The sequence below is a fragment of the Clostridium manihotivorum genome, assembly GCF_004015185.1.
In the GTDB taxonomy this organism is placed as follows: domain Bacteria; phylum Bacillota; class Clostridia; order Clostridiales; family Clostridiaceae; genus Clostridium_AR; species Clostridium_AR manihotivorum.
In genome coordinates this window covers 3879105-3902420 of sequence record NZ_CP025746.1, presented here as the reverse complement: position 1 = coordinate 3902420, position 23316 = coordinate 3879105, and the positions used below count along the sequence as shown (strand labels likewise).

Here is a 23316-nt window from a genome sequence, read left to right as displayed (position 1 = left end):
TTAATTGAGTTTTCGTAATGAAACCCTATAGAAACCCTTTAAGGAGACCACATGTCAAAAGCTTTAAAATGTAGCCTGTTATATTAGTGGATTAAAATTTATTAACTTAAAATAATATAAGCTTATCTTGCACATTCAGAAGCTTCACCAGTAAGAATTTGAATTCCGTGAGGAACTGCAGGAAGTATAACTTCTAAGTTTTCTATAGCACCTTTTGGGCTTCCAGGTAGATTAACAATTAGCGAGTACTTTCTTATTCCGCACACAGCCCTAGAAAGCATTGCCTTTGGAGTTATTTTTAAGGAAGCAGCTCTCATTGCCTCAGCTATCCCTGGGACTTGCTTCTCTATAACTTTTAAGGTAGCTTCTGGGGTAACATCTCTTTGGGAAAAGCCAGTTCCACCATTAGTCAAAATAAAATTTATGTTCATTTCATCACTTAAGTAAATAAGCTCTTTTTTTATTATCTCAATTTCATCTGGTATTACTTTATAGTATTCTATAGAGTATGTATTTTCATCAAGCAAAGCTTTTATAGCTGGACCAGTGGTATCAATTCTCTCATTTCTTGATCCTTTATCACTTATGGTTAATATTGCGGTTTTTATCATTTTTCGTTCACTCCTTTAAAACTCCTTAATTATACTACATTGATTGTTTTTGTAAAGAGATTGGAATAATCAAGATGAAAAAATAAAGGATATAAAGCAACAAGAAGAATAACTTATCTCTTTCGACATATTGTGATTATTTTGGACGAAATAATTATAGAAGCAGTATTATGTGAAGGGAGACAAGTTGACTGGAATTTATAATGGTAGTAAAATTATCTTTGTGCGAATATTATCAGTTGATATAGATAGAGGTGCTTAAATGTGTGCCACTAATGTGGATTTACAAGAAGATGTTAAAAAGTTAGCAGTTAAGATCATAAAGCATTATAGAGGAAAAGGCCCAGAATATGTTAAGGTAAAAATGATTGATACCGATACAATAGTGTTAGACATAAAAGGAATTTTATCTAATTTATCTGAGATTTTAGTTAATGAGGGAGCCATAAATTTAGTTAAAAGTTATTGGGAAATAATGAAGCCCCATTTGGAAAAAAGCTTTATCGATGAAGCAAGAGAGCTATTTAAAAGAGATTTTAATTATAGCTGGAAAGTCCTTAACCTAGAGAATGAAAATAGGACTGTAGTAATAACAATAAATTTGATATAACATGGTTAGATTAGAAAGAAAGATATTTTGCCTTTGTAAAAATTATCTTAGCTTTTAGGTAAACCAGTACTAGCTTGCGGCTTACTAGCTTCAGGTTTTGTACTGGTTTTTATTTTTTAATAATTTATATAGCGTTAAATTGTTGGAGGAGTATGCGTGGACGATTTGGATGTTCTTTTATGAAAGAATAAAAAAATACTTGTACTGCCAGATTTGCCTCATGTAAATTTGGAAAGTCAAATGCGTAAATAAATTCACTGAAGAAGGTCGCTTTAGCGAATTTTCAAATAGATAATAAGAGGAGTGTAGATTACTATGGAAGAAAAAGTTTTAACGGTATGTCCGTATTGCGGTAGTGGTTGTCAGCTATTTCTAGTGGTTAAGGATGGAGAAATAGTTAGAGCTGAAGCTGCTAATGGAGACAATAATGAAGGCAATTTATGTTTAAAGGGACTTTATGGATGGGATTTCTTAAATGATCCAAAGCTATTAACTTCAAGATTAAATAAACCTATGATCAGAAAAAATGGCATATTAGAAGAGGTTTCTTGGGATGAAGCTATAAGATTTACTGCTGATAATCTTATGAGAATCAAGGAAAAGTATGGGCCAGATGCAATAATGGGTACTGGTTCTGCAAGAGGTCCAGGAAATGAAGCTAACTATGTAATGCAAAAGTTCATGAGAGCAGCAGTTGGCACCAATAACATTGACCATTGTGCTAGAGTTTGTCACGGACCATCTGTAGCTGGACTAAGATATTCTTTAGGAGATGGAGCTATGTCCAATTCAATTCCAGAGATTGAGAATACAGACTTAGTATTCATATTTGGATATAATCCACCTGAAACTCATCCTATAGTAGCTAGGAGAATAATTAAGGCTAAGGAAAAAGGAGCAAAAATCATAGTAACAGATCCAAGAAAGACAGAGGTGGCAAGAATCTCTGACTTATGGCTTCCTATTAAAGGTGGTACAAATATGGCGTTAGTAAATGCCTTTGGAAATGTACTTATAAGTGAGAATTTATACAATAAGGAATACGTTGAAAGATATGTTGAAGGCTTTGAAGAATATAAGGCTTCTGTAGAAAAATATACGCCAGAATATGCTGAAACAATAACTGGTGTGAAAGCTGATAGTATAAGAAAAGCTATGAGAGAGTATGCGAAGGCTAAGAATGCAACAATTCTTTATGGTATGGGAGTGTGCCAATTTTCTCAAGCGGTAGATGTGGTAAAGGGCTTGGCGTCATTAGCACTATTAACTGGAAACTTTGCTAGACCTAACGTTGGTATTGGACCAGTTAGAGGACAAAATAATGTTCAGGGAACCTGTGATATGGGAGTGCTTCCTAATGTTTTCCCAGGATATCAAGAAGTTACTGATAAGAAGGCTAGAGACAAGTTTGAAAAAGCCTGGGGAGTAAAGCTTCCAAAGGAAGTTGGATATCATTTGACTGAGATACCTCATTTAGTGTTGCAGGAGGATAAAGTAAAAGCCTATTACATATTTGGAGAAGATCCAGTGCAAAGTGATCCTAATGCCTCAGAACTAAGAGAAGCTTTAGACAAGATAGAATTTGTTATAGTGCAGGATATATTTATGAATAAAACTGCTTTACACGCAGATGTGGTACTTCCTGCAACCTCTTGGGGAGAGCATGATGGAGTTTACTCTTCTGCTGACCGTGGTTTCCAGAGAATAAGAAAAGCTATTGAGCCAAAAGGGGATGTGAAGACTGATTGGCAGATAATCTCAATGATATCTACAGCAATGGGATACCAAATGAGTTATAATAATACTGAAGAAATCTGGGATGAAATGAGGTCTTTATGCCCTAAGTTTGCTGGAGCCAGTTATAAAAAGATGGAAGATCAAGGTATAGTAAGGTGGCCATGCCCTACAGAAGACCATAAAGGAACTTCTTACTTATATGAAAATAATGTATTCTCAACTGCAAATGGAAAAGGTAAATTATTTGCTTGTGCTTGGAGAGCGCCATTAGAAAAAACTGATAAGGATTTTCCGCTTACACTTTCAACAGTAAGAGAAGTTGGACACTATTCCGTAAGAACAATGACTGGAAACTGTCGTGCTCTTCAAAATCTAGCAGATGAGCCTGGTTTTATACAAATTAGTGTTGAGGATGCAAAGGAACTTGGGATAAAAAATGGAGAGTTAGTAAAGGTAACTTCAAGAAGAGGCTCAGTAATGTCTAGAGCAGATGTAACTGAGAGAGTTAAAAAAGGAGCAACCTTTATGACTTATCAGTGGTGGATAGGTGCTTGTAATGAGCTTACCATAGATGCTTTAGATCCTATTTCCAAGACCCCAGAGTTTAAATATTGTGCAATAAGAGTTGATAAGATAGAAGATCAAAAACAAGCTGAAAAGAATTTGATAGATGAATACAATGCTTTAAGAGAGAAGATGTTAGTGTTCAAGAGTTAATAATGAAAGGATAGTTAAAATGATTAGTGTAAGTGATACATTAAGAATAATTTCTGAGGAAGCTAAAATTATAGGTAAGGAAAAGCTAGATATATTGTCATGTAATGGCCTTGTATTAGCAGAAGACATACTATCTAAGGATTACTTGCCTCCTTTTGATAAGTCTGCTATGGATGGATATGCCCTAAGAAGTTGTGATACCTTAGGCATAAGTGATGAAAATCCTAAAGGTTTTAAGGTAAAAGGTGTTATAAAAGCCGGACAGTGGTGTACTGAAAGCATAAAAGAAGGAGAAGCCTATAAGATAATGACTGGAGCCCCGATACCTCTACAAGCAGATTGCGTTATAGAAGTAGAAAAGGTAACTACAGAAGGTGACAAGGTCTACCTATATAATGAGGTGAAAGAAGAAAACCATGTTATAAAGTTTGGTGAAGAGTTACATCCAGGGAACTTGGTGCTTCACAAAGGAAGTGAAATAAGACCAGCAGAAATTGGACTTTTTGCATCATTAGGCTATAAAGAGGTAGAAGTATATAAGAGACCAGTGGTAGGGCTTATTATAACTGGAGATGAACTTGTTGCTATAGAAGATTCAATAGGACAAGGAAAGATAAGAAACAGCAATGAATATGCAATAACCTCAATGCTTACAACCATGGGGATTAAGGTATTATCCTTTGGCATTGTAAAAGATGATAAAGCTGTACTTACAAAGGTTATAAAAGAAGCTCTAGAAAAAACTGATGTTGTTATAACTTCAGGAGGGGCCTCTGCAGGGGACTATGATTTTGTTGAAGATATATTAAAAGAAATAGATGCTGATATCAAATTTAACTCTGTTGCTATAAAGCCTGGAAAGCCGATAAGTTTTGCCACTTATAAGGATAAACTATTCTTTAGCCTTCCAGGAAATCCACTTTCAGCTATAACTACCTTCGAGCAGTTTATAGAACCTGCTTGTAAAAAAATAATGGGTAAAGAGCAATATATGAAGGAAGAATTTCCTGTTATATTAGCAGAGGATTTTAAGGTTAGAAAAGGAAGAGTAAAGCTTATTTATGTAAGATTAGTTAAAGAAAATAACAATTATTATGCTTATAAGATAGGCTCTCAAAGTTCTAATAAGTTAACAACTATAAGTAAAGCTAATGGAGTACTTATTGTTCCAGAGGATTATACTTATATGAAAGCAGGAGAAGTACTACAAGGAAGATTCATATTTAAATGATTAGTTAAAGAATACATAAAAGTCTTTTAAAGGACCTTGATAAAGTTAAGTGTTTAGTAATACTGAGCCTAGGCTAAGAATTAATATGATTTTCTAATTTTCATGGATAAAGCTGTAACTCGCTAGGTGTGACAGTATAGTTTCCAAAGAAATCTTAGTAATCTAGGTACTTTATTTAGAATAAATAGATATTTAGCATGAAAGTTAAGAGGAAAGGTAAGAAGTATATGAGTTCAAAGATTAATGCCTTTGTTGTGGCAGACAGCAGGAAGTGTATAGGTTGTAAGGCCTGTGAAATTGCTTGTTTTGTAGCCCATAATGACAAGAAAAACAATGCTGTGACAGCTGGAAATATTGAAATGCCTGTTATTGCAAGACTTCATGTGGTTGATAATGGAAGCTATAAGTTGCCAGTTCAGTGTAGACAATGTGAAGATGCTCCATGCGCTAATGTGTGTCCTATTGGAGCAATAAGTGAGCAACAGGAAAAGATAATAATAGAGGAAAACAAATGTATTGGTTGTAAAACCTGTGCTGCTGCGTGTCCTTTTGGTGCTATAGATATATTACCAAGGTATGAAAATGGAGAAAAACTTCTTACAAAAATTAAGCAGCCAGGAAAAGTAAAAGAAGTTTATAAAGCAGTTACAACTGCTTATAAGTGCGATATGTGCAACGGAAGTGATAAGCCTGCTTGTGTGGAAGCTTGCCCTAAAAATGCATTAAAGGTTTTTGATGCTGAAGGTGAAAGAAAGAAGAGAAATATAGCTTTAGTATTAAGTCTTTAGAACTTAGGATATGGCTATAAAGTTAAGAATCTCTTAAAGTACTATGCTGAAATTAAATGGTTAGTGATTTGACGGTTTAGGGAGTTTTCTAAAAGAATACAGTATTTGGATTCTTTTGGAAAAGTAGAAATCAATTTAGTTGTTAGAAAGGAAATTAACGGATGGCAATGATTAATATTGATGAGCAGTTATGTACAGGCTGTAGACGTTGTGCTGAAATCTGCCCTGTAGATGCCATAAAAGGTGAGTTAGGAAGTGTACAAACTATAGAGGAAAAGCTCTGTGTAAGTTGTGGTCAATGTGTACAAATATGTAGTTCCTACGCTTCGGCATTTACATTAGGAGAAGAAAATATAGAAGATAAAAAGAAAGCTAGAAATATGCTTAGTAGCATAAAGGAGCCATTATTCGCTGCATATAATATGGGACAAGTTAAAAAGCTTAGAGAACAGTTAAGAGATGAGAGTATATTTAAAGTTGTTCAGTGTGCTCCTGCGGTCAGAGTGGCGATCGCAGAAGAATTTGGATCTCCATTTGGCAGTTTAACACCAGGAAAGCTTGCAGCGTCTCTTAGACTGTTAAATTTTAATAGAGTGTATGACACTAATTTTGGTGCAGACCTTACCATAATGGAAGAAGGAAGTGAACTTATAAAAAGAATAACAGAGAATAAGAACCTTCCTATGTTTACTTCCTGCTGTCCAGCTTGGGTAAAATATGCAGAGCAACAGTATCCAGAATTATTAAAGCATCTTTCTACCTGCAAGTCACCTCAACAGATGGCTGGAACTATATTTAAGACCTATGGAGCTCAAGTAGATAATGTTGATCCAAGCAAGATCTTAAGTGTAGCTGTTATGCCTTGCACCTGTAAGCAGTTTGAGTGTGATAGAGAGGAAATGAAAGATAGCGGTTATAAGGATGTAGATATGGTTATAACCACTAGAGAGTTAGCTCAGCTAATAAAGGAAGAAAATATAGACTTTGCTAGCTTAGAGGAAGAAACCTTTGATGCTCCTTTAGGTGTTTATAGTGGTGCAGGTAATATATTTGGAGTCACTGGTGGAGTAATGGAGGCAGCGCTAAGAACAGGTTATGAGCTTTTAACTAATACTTCAGTTCCAAAGCTTGAGATGGATTTTATAAGAGGCGGAGAAGGAATTAGAGAAGCTAAGGTAAAGGTTGGACAGCTAGATTTAAAGGTGGCAGTGGTATCTGGTCTTAGTAATGTTAAAGAATTGCTTGAAACAGTGAAGAAAGGTCAATGTGATTATCATTTTGTAGAAGTAATGACTTGTCCAGAAGGTTGTGTTAGTGGTGGAGGACAGCCTAAGATATTACTTGATAAATTAAAGAAGAACGGAATTGAGGAAAGAAAAAAGGCTTTATATAGACATGACTCAGAATCAGGTATAAGAAAGTCTCATGAAAACCCATATATAAAGAAGTTATATAAAGAGTTTTTAAAGGAACCTCTTGGAGAAAAATCTCACCACTTGTTACATACAAAATACTCATCAAGAAAGAGAGAGGAGTACTAATTATGAATAATTTTGTTATGGCAAATCCACAAAGGTGTATAGGCTGTAGAACTTGCGAGGTAGCTTGTGTGGTTGCACATTCAGATAATAATATATTTACAGTAAAAAAAGATGATATTAATTTTAATCCCTGCTTGAAGGTTATCAAGACTGCAGAAGTAAGTGCACCGGTGCAATGTAGACATTGTGAAAATGCTCCTTGTGCCAATGCATGCCCTAATGGGTCTATAGTAAACAAGGATAATGCAGTCATTATAAACAAAGATACTTGCATTGGATGTAAGAGTTGTTTAATAGTATGTCCTTTTGGGGCTATTGATATGATTGCTGCTTCTAAAAATGGGGAAAACATTCTTCAGTCAGGTCTTAAAACAGACATTAACGGAAGTTTTCAGCTAAAGGAAAAGATTGTAGCTAATAAGTGTGATTTATGTGTAGGCAGAGAAAGTGGACCTGCTTGTATAGAGGCCTGCCCAACTGCTGCACTGAAACTTGTAAAACATGAAAATTTAGATAAAGAGATACAAGAGAAGAGAAAAAATAGTGTAAAGACTTTAGTTACAATGGTTTAGGATAGAAAAAAAATATGTGTTATGATAAAATAACAAAATTGGACAAATTCACTACTGCGGTTATTCTTGCAGGAGGAAAGAGTTCAAGAATGGGTTTTGATAAGCAATTTTTAAAATTAAAAGAGGAAAATCTAATAGAACTTATTGCTGAAAAGTTAAAAAAGAGCTTTGAAGAAATAATAATTGTAACTAATAAACCTGAATTATATAAAGATACTCCATATAAGCTTATTTCTGATGAATATAAAGAAAGAGGTCCAATCTCAGGTATTTATGAGGGGCTTAAGGCGGCTAAAAGTGAGTATGTTTACTTTGTTGCTTGTGATATGCCCATTGTTAGAAATGACTTTATTGAATTTATGAAGGAAAAACTGATGGAAACGCCTAAACAGTGCTGTTTGGTTAAAAGAGAAAAGTATTTTGAGCCTTTTAATGCTTTTTATTCAAAATCCATGTTAAACAAGGCTTTAGAACTTTTACAAGAAGACAGGCGTGCTTTAAAGGAATTGATCCTATCTTCAGATTCATTGTATATAGAAGAAGAAACTGTTATAAGCTTTGATCCTGATTTTGATATGTTTATAAATTTAAATACTAAAGAAGAATTAGAGAAATATATTAGGAAGTTTGTAAGAGAAATTTAGTGTAAGTGTCTTTGAATATATTACATTTTAGTTTATGCCCAAGAATACTGTTGGAATTAAGTGGTTATGAAGGAGCTGCTATACGAGAGGGCTTCTACGTAATCTCATCAAAACCTCAGATGACTTACCACTTAATTTCAACATGGTACTTTAAGAGAACCATGTTTTAAAGTAGTTTTTGAAATTTAATGGACATGTATTCGATGCTTGAACGAATTTTGAAAAAATATTTTTAGAGATGGTGTCATTAGTATAAAGTAATACAGCACATATACTTTTAATTTCAAAGTATCACTAATTAATACTTATATTGAAATTTTAAAGACATTTAACCTCTCAAAAAATTTCAGGAAGAGGAAGTTTTTGAGAGGTTTTATATCGTTATGTAGATAGCAGAGAATTAAATTGAACACTATACTTTAGTAGGGACATTAGAACCGTCCCCCTGTCCCGGAGGTGATAAAAATATTAGATTCATTTGGGCGTAATATAAATTATTTAAGAATTTCAGTAACAGATTTATGTAATTTGAGATGTAAGTATTGTATGCCGGAAAAAGGAATAGCAAAGGCTTGTCATGATGAAATATTAACCTTTGAAGAAATCCAGCATATTACAGAAAAGTTTGCAGAACTAGGTGTAAATAAAGTTAGAATAACTGGTGGGGAACCACTAGTAAGAAGGGATATATTAAACCTTATAGAAAGAATATCTACCATTAAAGGTATAGATGAAATAGCTATGACCACTAATGGCATTCTTTTAAAAGAATATGCAAAAGCATTGAAAGAAGCAGGACTTTCAAGAGTTAATATAAGTCTAGATACCTTAAATCCTGATAAATATAGGGATATAACTAAGGGAGGAGAGCTTAAAGCTGTGCTCGAAGGAATAGCTGAGGCAAAAAAAGTTGGGCTTACTCCTATAAAAATTAATGTTGTTTTAATGAAAGGCTTTAATGAAGATGAAATAAAGGATTTTGTTGATCTTACCATAGATGAGGAAATTGATGTCAGGTTTATAGAACTTATGCCTATTGGCCAAGTAAAGAACTGGTCCCTTAATAAATACTTAAGTAATGAAACTGTACTTAATAAGGTGCCGGAACTTGTTGAGATTGAAGCAAAGGATAGTTCTTCTCCAGCTAAGTACTATAAGTTTCCGAAAGGAAAAGGCAATGTAGGGCTTATCAATCCTATTTCTTGTAAGTTCTGTAGCAACTGTAATAGAGTAAGACTTACTGCAGATGGTAAGATAAAACCTTGCTTACATTCAGATGAAGAAATAGACATAAAAGCTTTAGTAAGAAATGGACAAGACATAACCAAGGTACTTTGTGACATTGTAAAAAATAAACCCAAGGAACATGATCTTGAAGATGGGAAGTACATAGAAAGAGAAATGACTGCAATAGGAGGATAAAGTAATGGAGTTTTCACATTTTAACGAAGAGGGAAGAGCCCATATGGTTAATGTATCGGACAAGGCAGACACAAAAAGAGTTGCTGTGGCAAGAGGTACGATTAAAATGAAAAAAGAAACCATAAGACTTATTAAAGAAGGGCTTATCAAAAAGGGGGATGTGCTTTCAGTGTCTCAAGTTGGAGGAATAATGGGAGCAAAGAAAACCTGGGAGCTTATCCCAATGTGCCACAATATACTTTTAACAGGCTCAGATATAAGTTTTGAGGTGAAGGAAGAAGAAATAGAGATACAGGCTACCGTAAGTACTATTGGTAAGACTGGTGTGGAAATGGAAGCTTTAACCGCTGTAAATATTGCAGCGCTTACTATATATGATATGTGCAAGGCTGTTGATAAGGAGATGGTGATAACAGATATAAGGCTAATTAAGAAAACTGGTGGTAAGAGTGGAGAGTATATAAGAGATTAGTAATAGATAAAAGAGGAGCGGTAAGTATATGGCTAAGGTAGTATCTATAAATATAAGTGAGATAAAAGGTGTTATAAAAACTCCTGTAGCTGAGGGGACTTTTAAGGAAGACCATGGTCTTGTAGGTGATGGACATGCTGGAAATTGGCATAGACAAGTAAGTCTTCTTGCAAACGAAAGTATAGATAAGATGATAAACTTTGGAGTTCCTGATTTGACTCCAGGAAAATTCGCTGAAAATATAACTACTGAAGGAATCGTTCTATATGAATTACCTATAGGCACTAGGCTGAAGATAGGTGATACTATACAGGAAGTAACTCAAATAGGTAAGGAATGTCATAAGGGCTGCGCTATAAAAAATAAGGTTGGTAAGTGTATAATGCCAACGGAGGGCATATTTACTAAGATAATAAAAGGCGGAGTTATAAAAGCTGGCGATTCTATAGAAGTTTTATAGTTATATTTAAACTATAGGTAACCAATTTCAACTATTAATTTATATATGCCCGATAATTCCTAGAAGCCGGTATTATCGATCATACATAAATTAAGTCTTCGTAAAGGCTCACTTCAATCTAAAATCTATTTTAAAAACTCCTGTGAATATGAGGAGAGAATTTAAAAATACAAATTTTAGTATTAAGTGGTACAAGTATAAATCTTAAGTAATCCTAAAATGGAGTTAAGAAATCATGTACTTAAGAGTAAAGGGGAAGAAGCAATGATAAGAAAAGTTAAGCTTAGTGGTCTAGTTCTAGTACTAGCAATAGTTTTGTCAGCAGGGCTTATGGCATGTACGAAAACTACAAGAAAAACCGAAGATGGTAGTTCAAAAAAGATAATGGTATTTGCGGCGGCTAGTCTAACAGAAAGCTTTAATGACATAGGAAATCAGATTAAGAAGGATAAAGGAATTGATGTAACCTTTAATTATGCAGGTAGTCAAGCTTTAGTCCAAGAAATCGATCAAAGTAATGGTGCAGATGTATTTGCTTCTGCTAATACAGATTATGTAGATCAATTGAAAAAAAGCGACAAGGTAGAGGAAAGTAAGATATTTGCTGAAAACAAGCTAATAATTTGCACAAGTAAAAGTAGTAAGAAAAGTATAAAAAACTTTAAGGATCTGGCACAAGGAAACTTAAAACTGGTTGTGGGCGATAAAGCTGTACCTATAGGAAGCTATTTTTATAAGGCTTTAGACAGTCAGAAGAATAAAAATGTAATTGATGATAATACATATAAATCCATACTAAGCAATATAAAAAGCAGTGAGTTAAATGTAAAGGACGTGCTTGCAAAGGTTGTATTAAATGAAGCTGATGCTGGTGTAGTATACAAAACAGATGTTAATGAGGCTAATAAAGAAAAGGTGAACATGATAGAAGACGTTGCCTTTAATGAGCTTAAAGTTCAATATCCAGTTGCTTTATTAAAAGCTTCTAAAAATAAGGATACCGCAAAGGAATTTGTTGACTATATTGTTGAAGGTAAAGGAAAAGAAATATTAAAGAAATATGGATTTGAGATTAAATAAAGACGTACTACTTCAATACGAAATCTATTTTCCAAGCTCCTCTGATTTCTGATAGGAGCTTATGAAAATATTAAATTTACGCTATGTTTGACACAATACTTTACAGCGCCTAATTTTGTTATGTAGTAGTACATCTTTAATTTGATTTTCATATAGGAGAAGTATGATTCAAGATAGGATATCTGAGATAAAAGAAAATAAAAGATACTCGAATACTCTCAATAAAAGGTGGAGTAGAAAAAATTGCATTAATAAGCTTTTAGTAATACCCTTAGTGGCAGCCATAAGCATATATATAGTTATTATTGTTCTTCCAATACTGACTATGATAAATTACTCCGGTGTACATAATATAATTTCTACATTATATGTAAAAGAAAATATAGCTAGTGTGCTGCTTACATTAGAGACTTCTACCATGGCTTTAATCTTGACTTTTATCTTCGGTACTTGTATGGCTTTCTATCTAAGGTTTGTAAAGAATAAAGCTTTGGCGAAGGTGCTTAGTATATTGATAGAGTTACCTATAGTTTTGCCTCCAGCAGCAGTTGGTATAGCTCTTTTACTTACCTTTGGTAGTAATGGGATTATTGGTAGGCTGTTAGATAGCTATGGCATTAACATAGTCTTTACTCCAGCTGCTGTAATTATTGCTCAATTTTTTGTATCTTCAGCTTTTTATGTGAAAGTACTCAGTAATTCAATAAATGATGTACCAAAGGAAATCTTTGAGGCAACCTATGTTTTAGGAGCAGGAAAGGTTGAAACAATATGTAAAATTATAATTCCTATGCTCAAGAGAGCCATAATCTCAGGACTTATACTTAGTTTTATAAGGTCTATAGGAGAGTTTGGTGCTACTTTAATGTTTGCTGGCAATGTTCTTAACAAAACAAGAACTATACCACTTCAGATATATACATATATGCAGACGGATATAAAAATGGCCACTTCCTTCGCGGCAATATTGTATTTGGTATCTTTCTTACTGCTTTTTTGCGTAAGAGTTTTTTTAAGAGATGATGGTGATATGCTGTAGAAGGTAAGAGCTTAAAAAAGATTACTAATCTACTGATGAAATTAATTTAAAGTTTAATAAGTCTTGCCTTAGCTTTTATTTTATATAAGTTTGGGATATAATATCAACATACCTTTATATTTAATTTATCCGAAGGTTGGTGTTAAATTGGATAGTGAAGAAGAGAGAAAATATGCTCTTGAGAAGCTTAATTCTGAAGAAGTACAAAATTTTATAGATGAACATAATATATCTAACTTGATATTATTCGGAAGCTTAAATCATGGCGAATTTAATGAAATATCTGATGTGGATATTGCTCTTTTAAATGAAGAGAAAATATCCTTAGATACTATTCTAGAATTAGAGCTGTTTCTAGAGAACTTACTTAATAGACCTATTGATGTTGTTGATTTAAGAAGTGAAAAGTTAGATTTGTTTGTGAAAATAAATATTTTGAATAATGGAAAAGTGTTGTTTTCAAAGGACAATAATAAGATGTTTGACATAATTTGTGATGAAGTAGATAGGACCTATAGGGAGAATGAAAATTTTATGTACTTTAGGAGAATTGATGTATTATCATGAATGATGAGAGACTAATAAAAATAATAGAAGATTTGGAAGAATGTAAGTCAGATATAAATGAGTGTCTAGAGGTTTTAGAAAAATATAAGGAAGATCAGCTTATAACTAAACTTGCAAAGTCAAGTTTAAGACAGCTTTTTGTTGGATTCCACACAATATTAGAAGACTTTTGCTCTATAGCGTTAAGAGAGATAAGAAGGTTTAAGATAGGAATTTCTTTAAGTGATAGTTTTAAACTCTTAAGAAAAAGTGATGTTATAGACGAGAGAACCTATCTTTTCTTAGAAAAATCAAGGCTTGTTAGAAACAGAATATCTCATAGATACAAGGAACCAAGTCATGAAGAATTGCTTGAACATATAGTAAATAACACAGATAAGATTGACATAATAATAAATATTGCTAAAAAGTTTCTACGTAAATATAGTTAAAAAAATATAAAGTTTTGTACATAGAGTATCTTATAAAGAGTTGCTATTCTTTATAAGATACTTTTTTACTGTTAAGATAAATATAAAAATTTATTCTAGCTAATTCTACTGATATCAAGGCTTTATAACAGCTATTTATAGTAGACAGTAAAAAATAAGATCATGTCGCCTGGCAGAATTTCTTCATATATGTTCAGAAAAGGTAGATGCGCAAAAAAGTTCGCTGAAAAAGGTCGTTTCAGCGACTTTTTTTCTGTTAAGTAAAATTTCAATGCCATGGGTTTTATTTATGGTCATCATTATAAATTGTGGAAGTAGTCTTAGAAGACCATTCTTTATCTTCATGGAAATCAGGAATTAGCGAATCACTGTTATCTCCTTCTATATCTGAAGATTCTACGGTTATATTTGAAGAAGTAGATATACCATAGGAACCAGAAGTTGATGGTGAAGTCACTGGTTTATCATTTTTAGGTTCTCTAGTTTTTTTCATAATAACACCTCCAACCTTATTATGTACAAGTGCATATAAAATATTTAGTTTACATCAAATTACTTATTTTTCGAAATTAAAAGTTAAAGTCGTAACCGTATAACAGTATTGAAATTAAGTAAAATTTTCTGCTATTTATTAGTAAATTGCTTAAGCTATGCTATAATTTTACTTAATTGAATAAGCGCTATAGGGTTATAACTACAACTATTAAGTTATGCATGCCTGATAATTCCCAGAACTTGGGAGCATCTAATTTGCAGAATCCAGAATTATCAGATAGTTATAAATTAAGCTTTTATAAATGTTCCTTGTATATGGAAGTGATACTTCAAAATGGAATCTATCAAAATAAAGCTTCATAGATTCATCGAAAGCTTTATTTTGAGTCTAAAGATTGAAGTAGTGTATCTGTTCAGGGGAATATATATAAAATACAATTAAACAAAGGAGTGATGACATGACTGAAAAGTTATTTTATAAAAATTCATATATATGTGAGGCAGAATGTGAAGTAGAGGATATAATTGAAAAAAATGATAAGTATGAGGTGATACTTAAGAGCACACCTTTTTATCCTGAAGGTGGAGGCCAGCCCTGTGATTTAGGTACTATAGATGATATAAAAGTAGATTATGTCTATGAAGAAGAGGACATAATCTATCATGTTGTCAAAGAGAAACCAGAAGGAAGACTTGTTATGTGTAAAGTGGATTATGATAGAAGACTTGATCATATACAACAGCATTCAGGAGAACATTTGCTATCAGCCGCATTTTTTAAACTTTTTAAGATTGTTAATGCAGGTTTTCACTTAGGAGAAGATTACGTAACTATAGATATGTTATTTAAAGATATGACAGAAGATATGATAAGAGAGATAGAAAATGAGGTGAATAAATATATCTATAGAAATGAACCTGTATCAACTTATTTCCTTACTAAAGAGGAGGCTTTGGAATTACCGCTTAGAAAAGGTATAAAGGCTGAAGGAAAGATAAGAATTGTTCAGATGGGAGAGGCTACTGATTTTAGTGCTTGCTGTGGAACTCACGTTGTTAGAACTGGCGAGGTAGGAGTTGTAAAGATAATTAAGTATGAGAACTATAAGGGAATGACTAGGGTCTATTTTAAATGTGGACTTAGGGCTCTAAAGGATTATCAGGAGAAGCATGATTGTATTACTGATCTTACCAGAAATCTTTCAGTGGAAGCAACAGGTATAAATAATGTTATAAAAAATCAAAGAAATGAAATAGTAGAGCTTAAGAGAAAGCTATCAGCCTTGTATAGCAATCTTGCTACAAGAGAAGCAGAGAAACTTTTAAGTAATAATGAATCCAGATTTATTATTGCTCAATATAAGGAAGAAGGCTTTGAATTTCTAGAAAAACTACATGATCAACTAAAAGATACAAATCATATTTTAATATTAGGATCATTAAAAGATAAAAAGCTCATATTAGCTCACAATGGAAGCTTTGACTTTAAATGTGGAAACTTATTCAAGGAGAAGTTAAAGGAGTTTGGTGGAAAAGGCGGAGGAAATGACAAGAGAGCACAGGCAAGCTTTGAAGTAGAGGCGAGCATTAAGAATTTTATAGAATATTTAAGAGAAGTACTATAGAAATGTGATGCTTTAGGTTTAAAGTGAAAAAACTTCTCTAAGATCAAATAGCTTTAAATAATAATAACAAATATATATAGATTTTGCACTGAAAATAGTTGGCTTTATGAAGTAATATACCAGTAGATGGGAGTAATATAATTGATAATTAAATCTTATAACAACTTAAATGATGAACTAGTAAATGCAATTAAGGAGCTAGAGGTAGTCTGCAAGAAACAAGATAATTTAAAAGGAGATATTTTTCTAGATAACGCTTTAAATTTTAATAAAGAAATAAATAATTTATTTATGGCCAATGAGGGAGAAAGGTTAGTAAGTATTATTTATTTGTTTTTACCTACTAAGGCTGAGGCTGAGGTATCAGCATATACTCATCCTGATTATAGACAAAAAGGATATTTTAAAGAGCTACTTAATAAAGCTAAAGAAGAAATAAGCAAATATGATATAAGCGATTTTCTTTTTGTATGTGAAAGTGAATCTAAAGATGGAAAGCTAACCTTAAAAGCTATAGAGGCAAAGTACGATTTTACAGAATATCTCTTAAGGTATAATAAGAAATCAGACAAAGTGGCTGCAGACAGTGATATAACTTTAGAGAAATGTAAGCTTAAACACTTAGATGCTATTATTGACACTTCAATGAATGCTTTTGGAGAAAGCTACGAAGATGCAAAAAATTATGCAACCAATACTATTGATTCAAAGGACAGAGATTTGTATTTAGTAAATTATGAAGATAAGATTATAGGAATGTGTTGTTTGAATTATTCTGAAGAGGATGTATTTTTATTTGGCTTTGCTATAAAAAAAGAATATCAAGGTAGAAAACTTGGAAAGTCAGCCCTTAAAAAAATAATAAATCTTGTAGTTGATGAAAAAAATAAAAACCTACGATTAGAAGTAGATAGTAACAATCTAGTAGCTTTCAATTTATATAAAAAAAGTGGCTTTGAAATAATAAATGCCTTTGAATATTATAGGAAAAAATAAAATTTAATAGTTTCCTCACTAATGCAATAAGATTATACATAAAATAATTGACTAAAAGACGCAATTTTGGACCAAAATAGTGTTTTTTCACATATATAGTTAGTGAGGAGGGATATTATGTATCAAGGTATAGATATATCGAATTATCAGACCAATGTAGATTATTCAAGAGTTAAATATAGTGGGATTCAAGCTGCATATCTTAAAGCTTCTGAAGGAACAAGCTATAGAGATGTAATGATGGCAACCCATTATAATGGTTTTAAGGCACAAGGAGTTTTGGTGGGCTTTTATCACTTTTTTAGAGCCAGAAGTGTTGAAAATGCAATTGATCAGGCTAACTTTTTTGTTGAAAATACAAGAGGGTATGCTGTGGATCTGAAATACGCCTGTGATGTAGAGACTACTGAAGGTCTTGGTAAGGACCTACTAAGTAGTTGTGTAAAAACTTTTATTGATAGGGTAAAGGAACTTACAGGAATTGACTGTATTGTGTATACAGGAAGCTATTTCTCTAAGAATAATCTTACAACTGTGCTTAGAGGTACTCAGCTTTGGCTAGCACACTACACAACAGGAACTCCTAGTTGGAATACTGAAATTTGGGATACTTGGAGTGGATGGCAGTATAGTGACTCAGGAAATGTTAATGGAATATTTGGCAATGTTGACATGGATCAATATAAAGAAGATTTACTAGTAGATAGATCAACGCCTCCAGTAGATCCTACACCACCTATGGGCCAAGTAAATGGGGCCAATGCAGTCGTGCAGAATGATTGGTTTTATGGAAGAACCTCAACTGGAGATATAGATCCTGGTAGAAGAGTAGATATTGGTGATAGGATTAAAGTTATTGATGTATCCTATAGTAGACAGCTAGACCTTGTTGAATACCCAATTCCTGGAGGAACAAGACAAACCTATATAAGAAATGTAGTTTCAAATATTGGATACTTGAATGCACCTATTAGAATAAATGGTTATAGGGATGTTTACGATAGATTCTCAGGAAATAGAATAGGTAGTGTAAATAACGAAAATGTAATTGTTCTTGAAGACTTAGGAAATAACAGATTGAATGTTGTATATAGTACAGACAAAGGATCATGGACTAAGTCAGGAGTAATAAACAGGTAAAGGTAAAGTGCTTAGGAGTTTAATCTTCTAAGCCTTTTATTTTATCTTAGTTATAGGGTTCCAACTTCAACTATTAAGTTATGCATGCCACAAAAATCCTCAGAAGCCAAGATTTTCGAACATGCATAACTTAAGTTTTCGTAATGGAACTCTATACAACATCGATAAAATTATATGTTAAGATGTACCACTTCAATCCTTATACTCACAACAATATGTAAAACATAAGTTTGTGCGAACTTATGTTTGCATTGGGCGTTTATATGTATTATAATGATATTGAGGTGATTAGTAATGGATATATTAAAAAGTGCATTAGAATTTCATAGACCTGTTACGATTATCTACATGGATAAAGACAAAAAGATTACGAGAAGAAACATACAAGTGCTAGGTATAAAAGGTGAGAAGGTAGAAGCTTTTTGTTACCTAAGAAGACAAAAGAGATATTTTAAAAGAGAAAATATTCTTGCAGCACAGTATTTACATTGATATTAGAAGATAAAGTTACTGATAGAAGATTTTACTTATAAGTATAAACAATCCCTTTTTTAAAAAAGGATAATTTATGTTGCATGAAGATAAAATATAGATAGATGAACCATAGGTTAATCTATCTATATTTTATTTATGGAGGTAATGCAAATGATACGAGAAATTGTAGGAGTTTCAACTCTTATTAATATGTTAGGGAACGAGAAGAAGCAAAAAAGAAAATTCCCAGCTAAGACTATTGGATTTTTGGGAACTGCCACTGGGGTTGGTGTAGCTACATATATGCTAATGAAGAATAAGATATAGGTTTTCATCTGAAGCAGTTCAATTCATTTAGACTCTGTTAAAGTGACGTGTTGAAATTAAGTGGTCAGTCATCCGATGCTTAGATGAGCTTGCGCAAAGAATTAATATGATTTTGTCATATTCCATGGCTAAAACTGTAAACTCACTACGTTCGAACATACAGTTTCTTAACGCCATTCCATCTGAAAAAATCATTTAATTCTAATAGCTCGCTCATATAGCATCTCCTTCATGACCACTTAATTTCAACAATATTCTTAAATATAGCCTTTATTTAAATTCTACTTAGCAGCTTGAAAATAATAGAATAGCAAAATCAATTCTGATAAAACAGAACTGGTACTGAGTATCAGCTCTGTTTTATTTCATTTTTATGATTATATAGTTACTAACTCAACTATTAATGTATACATGCCTAATGATCCTTAGAATATGGGAGCATCTAATCACCAGAAGCTGAGATTTTCCAACAAGTATAAATTAAGTTTTCGTAATAGAACCCTATAAAAAATTACCACTTTAATCCGAAAGCTGATTTCAAAACTCTTCTGGGGTTTGAGAGGAGAAGTTGAAAATATAAGTTTTGTTATAAAGTTGTACATCTATATGAGGTTTTCAGATGAAGCCCTAATAGTTGAGTTAGGAATCCTGTATGTTGATTTTGGAATATAATTGGAATATAATAAAATTATTCATAATGTAATAAATTACTTATTAAACTTTAAACTATTCTAAAACATATGGGAACTTAGATGTAGGCTTAAAAATAGCTTTCAGATTGGGAGTATCTTTAATAAAATTTAAGGTTAGATAATTGATTTAGATACAGATTTTATTTATAGGGAACCAACTTCAACTACTAATTTATACATGTATGATGAGTCCCAGAAACCGGGATCATCTTGTCCCCAGAAGCCTGTATTATCGAACATACATAAATTAAGTTTTCGTAAAGGATACCTATATATACAACAATAACCATGTGAAAGGAATTAAAAATGAGAAATAAGTTAGCAATTATCACTGTAGGTATAGCGGCTATTTTAATAATAGGTTATTTTAAGTTTTTCTCTGATTTTTCTTACCTTGTGAATACCAAAGGAAATATTACTACTGCTAATAGTAGTGGTTCCGGAGGAACCTTTAAAGGTAAAAAGGGAGAAAAAGTTGATTTTTTCTGCAACTCTACTGTTAAGCAAGGAAATTTAGCTATTGTGTTGAAAGATTCTAATGGAAAAGTAGTTAAAAATTTCGAGGCTAACAAGGATTATAAGGAACAAATCAGCTTAGATAAAGATGGAGAGTATGACTTTTCTGTGAAATATGAAAACTTTGTTGGAATCTTTGATATAAAGTGTAAGTAGAATGTTATTTTAGTAATATTTTGTAGTATTATAGATATATAAACATTACATAATGAAAATAATCCAAACTCTAAATAACAATTTAGCGTTTGGATTATTTTTGTTTTAGCATTGACCACAGTGAGTAATTAAGATATAGTCCTATAATTATTTAAAACTGAGGATATATTTTAAATATTAAGGATTATATCGTAGGTTAGTTACAATATTATAATGCTCTTTTTAAAAAAAATTATACGAAAAGTTTTGAAGGACGTGAACGTTTTTAATATGTGATAGGTCTAATGAGTATATAAAGATGCAACACTTCGATCTGAAATCTATTTTCAAAGCTCCTCTGGTAGCTGAGAGGAGAGTTTGAAAATATAAATTTAATTACGAAGTGGTGCATCTAAGATGAAACACTTCGATCTGAAATCTATTTTTAAAGCTCCTCTGGGGCCAGAGAGGAGAATTTGAAAATATGAATTCTGTTATGAAGTGATACATCTAGCCTTAGCTAAGAGTATATAAATGAAATGTAAACAACAGGAGGACGTCAAATGGAGCTCACATCAAATATAGAAAAAGTTGATTCTGATAGTTCAGATATAGTACTTGCGAAAAAAGGTGACAAAGATGCCTTTATAAGAATGATACAAAGCAATAAGCAAAGTCTTTATAGAGTAGCGGTTAGTTTTCTTTCTGATAGCCATGATGTAGAAGATGCAATTCAAGCATCAATTATAAAAGCATATGAAGGTATAGGTAAGTTAAGGAAAGATGAATACTTTAAGACCTGGATTATAAGGATAGTGATAAACCAGTGTAAGGATATACTAAAGAAAAATAAAAGATTGATATCCATAGAAGAAGTAAGTATAGATGAGGGATTTACCGATGACCTTACAAAATTAGAGATTATTAGCGCCATAAAGCAGCTAGATAGTGATCTAAGAATTGTTACGACTTTGTTTTACTTTGAAGATATGGCACAAAAGGACATAGCTAAGATATTATCAATTCCAGAAGGAACGGTTAGATCAAGACTGTCCAGAGCAAGAAGTAAGCTATATGAGTTATTAAAATAATAGAGGTGATAATATGAATAATAATTTTATAGATGAAATGATTAGTGAAAAAGCTAACTTAGAAAAAAGTTATATTCCTGTAGAAGTTGATAATATAATAGGGGATACCTTAGAGCAGCTACCTAAAAAAATCAATAGAAGAGTAAACCTTCCTAAGAAGCTGATTTTAGCTGCCACCATTATGCTAGCTATGCTAACAATAACCACAATGGCTTTTCCAGCTTATGCAAAAAACATACCTGGGGTAAATTCAGTTTTTAAGCTTTTTAGTAAAGAGAATATGATAGAACCAATTTATGTTCAGTATGGAAGTAATATGGAGCTAAGTAGTGAATCAAATGGAGTAACCCTTACAATAAACGATGTAGCCTGTGATGGATTAGAGTTAGCTATTGGATATACTATAGAAAGTAAAAAAGATATAAAAGATGGCATGAACTTAATAATGAATAGTAGTGCCAAATTCAACAATACTGATTTAAATGGAGCTGGATTAAATGGTAAAGCTATCGATAAAAATACTTACAAAGGAGTAATACACTATGGCTTTGATAAAAAAAATATCTCAGAGGTAAAGAAAATAATTGATAGTAAAGATGATAAAAAGGAATTTACGGTACAATTAAAGTTTAGAAATATTGATGATAATATAAAGGGAGAATGGAAATTTAATTTTAAAGGAAGCCTAGCAAGTATATTAAAGGAAAGAAAAGAAATTAATGCAGAGGTAGATCTTTCAAGCTTAGCTAACGAACTGAAAGTACACACTCTTACTATATCTCCACTAAACACAGAACTTAGTGTTACTGGTGGTGTGAAAAGTGATAATAAAGATTTAGGTATCTTTGCATATGATGATAAAGGAAGATTTGCTTTTGGTTCAGGTATGGGTGGGGATGGTAATGAAGATGGTACTTTCGATTATGGAGTAGATTTTAAGAATGTAAATACTGATGCCAAAGAATTAACTTTTATCCCCTATATATTAAATAAGGATAATGGAGTAGAAGTTGGTGATACCATAGAACCTTTAAATTTTTCAGGTAAAACTATTTTGGACTTTAAAAAGATGGGAGTAATGACCATCAGCATTAAGGAGTAAATATATTTCGAGTTAAAAAAATCCAAAAATGTAATAAAATATGGTATAATATAATAAGGGAAAGTGCCTAATTTACTACGTTTGCGGGGATGAAATATGGATAAAATGACAAGAAAACAAAAGAGAAAAAAAGAGAATGAAATAAATTATTTCGGAGAATTTTCGAAAATTAAAAACCACTTTTTTAAAGATCTAAATAAAAAATTAGCAATTGTAAAAGACAAAAGAAATCAGAATTATGTTACTTATACACCAGAAATAATACTATTTACGGTAATAATGAAAAATGTTTCAGGCATAGTAAGCATGAACAAAATGACAAAAGATTTTAATAATGACGCCGTAATAGAAAATATTGCAGCGTCATTAGGATATGATTCTTTAGAAGAAATACCACATTATGATACAATTAATAACTTTCTAAAAGAGTTAGAAGTAAGTGAATTAGAAAAAATTAGAGACTACATGATAAGAGAACTTTTCAGAAAAAGATCATTAGAGAAATATAGATTGATGGATAAATACTGGTGTATTGCCATTGATGGTTCACAACTATATTCTTTTAACGAAAGGCATTGTGATCACTGTTTAAAAAAAGAATATAAAAATAAAGAAACTGGAGAAGTAGAAAAAACTGTATACTATCATACGGTTTTAGAAGCAAAGTTAGTCTTAGGAGATATGGTATTTAGTATATTAACTGAATTTGTTGAAAATGAGGACGAGAGCGTCAGCAAACAGGATTGTGAAATAAATGCAGCTAAAAGGCTAATGAAAAATTAAAATACAAGTTTAGAAAGC

At 32.2% G+C, this 23316-nt stretch carries 26 protein-coding genes; 23 read left to right on the top strand and 3 right to left on the bottom strand.

The annotated features are described in order from the left end of the window. Positions 1–122 precede the first annotated feature (122 nt). A complete protein-coding gene (locus C1I91_RS17645) occupies positions 123–611 on the bottom strand; it encodes a MogA/MoaB family molybdenum cofactor biosynthesis protein (RefSeq protein WP_128214052.1) in 489 nt (162 codons plus the stop codon). 277 nt (positions 612–888) lie between these two features. Between C1I91_RS17645 and C1I91_RS17640 the strand changes: the two genes are divergently transcribed. The 14 genes from C1I91_RS17640 (at position 889) to C1I91_RS17575 (ending at position 13922) form a co-directional block, all read left to right on the top strand. After that, positions 889–1221 (top strand): Na-translocating system protein MpsC family protein, encoded by a 333-nt coding sequence (locus C1I91_RS17640; protein WP_238475817.1) that lies wholly within the window; start codon positions 889–891, stop codon positions 1219–1221. A 315-nt stretch (positions 1222–1536) separates the two neighbouring features. Then, entirely contained in the window at positions 1537–3675 is a 2139-nt protein-coding gene (gene fdhF, locus C1I91_RS17635) for a formate dehydrogenase subunit alpha (RefSeq protein WP_128214050.1), read from the top strand. 19 nt (positions 3676–3694) lie between these two features. Beyond that, entirely contained in the window at positions 3695–4906 is a 1212-nt protein-coding gene (locus tag C1I91_RS17630) for a molybdopterin molybdotransferase MoeA (RefSeq protein WP_128214049.1), read from the top strand. Between the two features lie 227 nt (positions 4907–5133). Then, the gene (locus tag C1I91_RS17625) at positions 5134–5694 is read left to right on the top strand and encodes a 4Fe-4S dicluster domain-containing protein (RefSeq protein ID WP_128214048.1); all 561 of its coding nucleotides are present in this window, start codon (positions 5134–5136) and stop codon (positions 5692–5694) included. A gap of 167 nt (positions 5695–5861) precedes the next feature. After that, entirely contained in the window at positions 5862–7235 is a 1374-nt protein-coding gene (locus tag C1I91_RS17620; protein ID WP_128216032.1) for a [FeFe] hydrogenase, group A, read from the top strand. A 2-nt stretch (positions 7236–7237) separates the two neighbouring features. Then, positions 7238–7807, top strand: a complete 570-nt coding sequence (locus C1I91_RS17615; protein WP_128214047.1) for a 4Fe-4S dicluster domain-containing protein — start codon at positions 7238–7240, stop codon at positions 7805–7807. 14 nt (positions 7808–7821) lie between these two features. Next, a complete protein-coding gene (gene mobA, locus C1I91_RS17610; protein WP_128214046.1) occupies positions 7822–8451 on the top strand; it encodes a molybdenum cofactor guanylyltransferase in 630 nt (209 codons plus the stop codon). A gap of 465 nt (positions 8452–8916) precedes the next feature. Then, a complete protein-coding gene (gene moaA / locus C1I91_RS17605; protein WP_128216031.1) occupies positions 8917–9873 on the top strand; it encodes a GTP 3',8-cyclase MoaA in 957 nt (318 codons plus the stop codon). A gap of 4 nt (positions 9874–9877) precedes the next feature. Continuing rightward, on the top strand, positions 9878–10345 hold the full coding sequence (gene moaC / locus C1I91_RS17600) for a cyclic pyranopterin monophosphate synthase MoaC (protein WP_128214045.1): 468 nt from the start codon (positions 9878–9880) through the stop codon (positions 10343–10345). A gap of 28 nt (positions 10346–10373) precedes the next feature. Continuing rightward, on the top strand, positions 10374–10805 hold the full coding sequence (locus tag C1I91_RS17595; protein WP_128214044.1) for an MOSC domain-containing protein: 432 nt from the start codon (positions 10374–10376) through the stop codon (positions 10803–10805). 219 nt (positions 10806–11024) lie between these two features. Then, entirely contained in the window at positions 11025–11885 is an 861-nt protein-coding gene (modA, locus tag C1I91_RS17590; RefSeq protein WP_238475816.1) for a molybdate ABC transporter substrate-binding protein, read from the top strand. Positions 11886–12048: 163 nt separating this feature from the next. Then, positions 12049–12924 (top strand): ABC transporter permease, encoded by an 876-nt coding sequence (locus C1I91_RS17585; RefSeq protein ID WP_128214042.1) that lies wholly within the window; start codon positions 12049–12051, stop codon positions 12922–12924. Positions 12925–13071: 147 nt separating this feature from the next. Further along, on the top strand, positions 13072–13491 hold the full coding sequence (gene mntA / locus C1I91_RS17580) for a type VII toxin-antitoxin system MntA family adenylyltransferase antitoxin (protein ID WP_128214041.1): 420 nt from the start codon (positions 13072–13074) through the stop codon (positions 13489–13491). Further along, a complete protein-coding gene (locus C1I91_RS17575) occupies positions 13488–13922 on the top strand; it encodes a HepT-like ribonuclease domain-containing protein (RefSeq protein ID WP_128214040.1) in 435 nt (144 codons plus the stop codon). Before mntA ends, C1I91_RS17575 begins: the two co-directional genes overlap by 4 nt. Before the next feature lie 283 nt (positions 13923–14205). Here the strand turns inward: C1I91_RS17575 and C1I91_RS17570 are convergent, their stop codons facing one another. Next, the gene (locus C1I91_RS17570) at positions 14206–14415 is read right to left on the bottom strand and encodes a hypothetical protein (protein WP_128214039.1); all 210 of its coding nucleotides are present in this window, start codon (positions 14413–14415) and stop codon (positions 14206–14208) included. A gap of 460 nt (positions 14416–14875) precedes the next feature. Here C1I91_RS17570 and C1I91_RS17565 point away from each other — a divergent pair, with 460 nt between their 5' ends. The 5 genes from C1I91_RS17565 (at position 14876) to C1I91_RS28270 (ending at position 18979) form a co-directional block, all read left to right on the top strand. Beyond that, complete coding sequence (locus tag C1I91_RS17565; protein ID WP_128214038.1) at positions 14876–16042, top strand: alanyl-tRNA editing protein; 1167 nt, start codon at positions 14876–14878, stop codon at positions 16040–16042. 141 nt (positions 16043–16183) lie between these two features. Further along, on the top strand, positions 16184–17038 hold the full coding sequence (locus C1I91_RS17560) for a GNAT family N-acetyltransferase (RefSeq protein ID WP_128214037.1): 855 nt from the start codon (positions 16184–16186) through the stop codon (positions 17036–17038). A gap of 117 nt (positions 17039–17155) precedes the next feature. After that, complete coding sequence (locus C1I91_RS17555) at positions 17156–18178, top strand: GH25 family lysozyme (protein WP_128214036.1); 1023 nt, start codon at positions 17156–17158, stop codon at positions 18176–18178. A gap of 294 nt (positions 18179–18472) precedes the next feature. Next, complete coding sequence (locus C1I91_RS17550; RefSeq protein ID WP_128214035.1) at positions 18473–18670, top strand: hypothetical protein; 198 nt, start codon at positions 18473–18475, stop codon at positions 18668–18670. Positions 18671–18823: 153 nt separating this feature from the next. Beyond that, positions 18824–18979, top strand: a complete 156-nt coding sequence (locus tag C1I91_RS28270; protein WP_164880571.1) for a hypothetical protein — start codon at positions 18824–18826, stop codon at positions 18977–18979. 27 nt (positions 18980–19006) lie between these two features. Here C1I91_RS28270 and C1I91_RS28265 read toward each other — a convergent pair whose 3' ends face one another. After that, a complete protein-coding gene (locus C1I91_RS28265; RefSeq protein WP_164880570.1) occupies positions 19007–19174 on the bottom strand; it encodes a hypothetical protein in 168 nt (55 codons plus the stop codon). An 803-nt stretch (positions 19175–19977) separates the two neighbouring features. On the opposite strand from C1I91_RS28265, the gene C1I91_RS17545 reads away from it, so the two are divergent. The 4 genes from C1I91_RS17545 (at position 19978) to C1I91_RS28590 (ending at position 23298) form a co-directional block, all read left to right on the top strand. Next, the gene (locus C1I91_RS17545; RefSeq protein ID WP_128214034.1) at positions 19978–20343 is read left to right on the top strand and encodes a hypothetical protein; all 366 of its coding nucleotides are present in this window, start codon (positions 19978–19980) and stop codon (positions 20341–20343) included. Between the two features lie 542 nt (positions 20344–20885). Continuing rightward, positions 20886–21413 (top strand): RNA polymerase sigma factor, encoded by a 528-nt coding sequence (locus C1I91_RS17540; RefSeq protein WP_128214033.1) that lies wholly within the window; start codon positions 20886–20888, stop codon positions 21411–21413. A gap of 13 nt (positions 21414–21426) precedes the next feature. Beyond that, positions 21427–22515, top strand: coding sequence for a DUF4179 domain-containing protein (locus C1I91_RS17535; protein ID WP_128214032.1), 1089 nt, complete (start codon positions 21427–21429; stop codon positions 22513–22515). A 96-nt stretch (positions 22516–22611) separates the two neighbouring features. Continuing rightward, the gene (locus C1I91_RS28590; protein WP_205694226.1) at positions 22612–23298 is read left to right on the top strand and encodes a transposase family protein; all 687 of its coding nucleotides are present in this window, start codon (positions 22612–22614) and stop codon (positions 23296–23298) included. Positions 23299–23316: the final 18 nt, after the last annotated feature.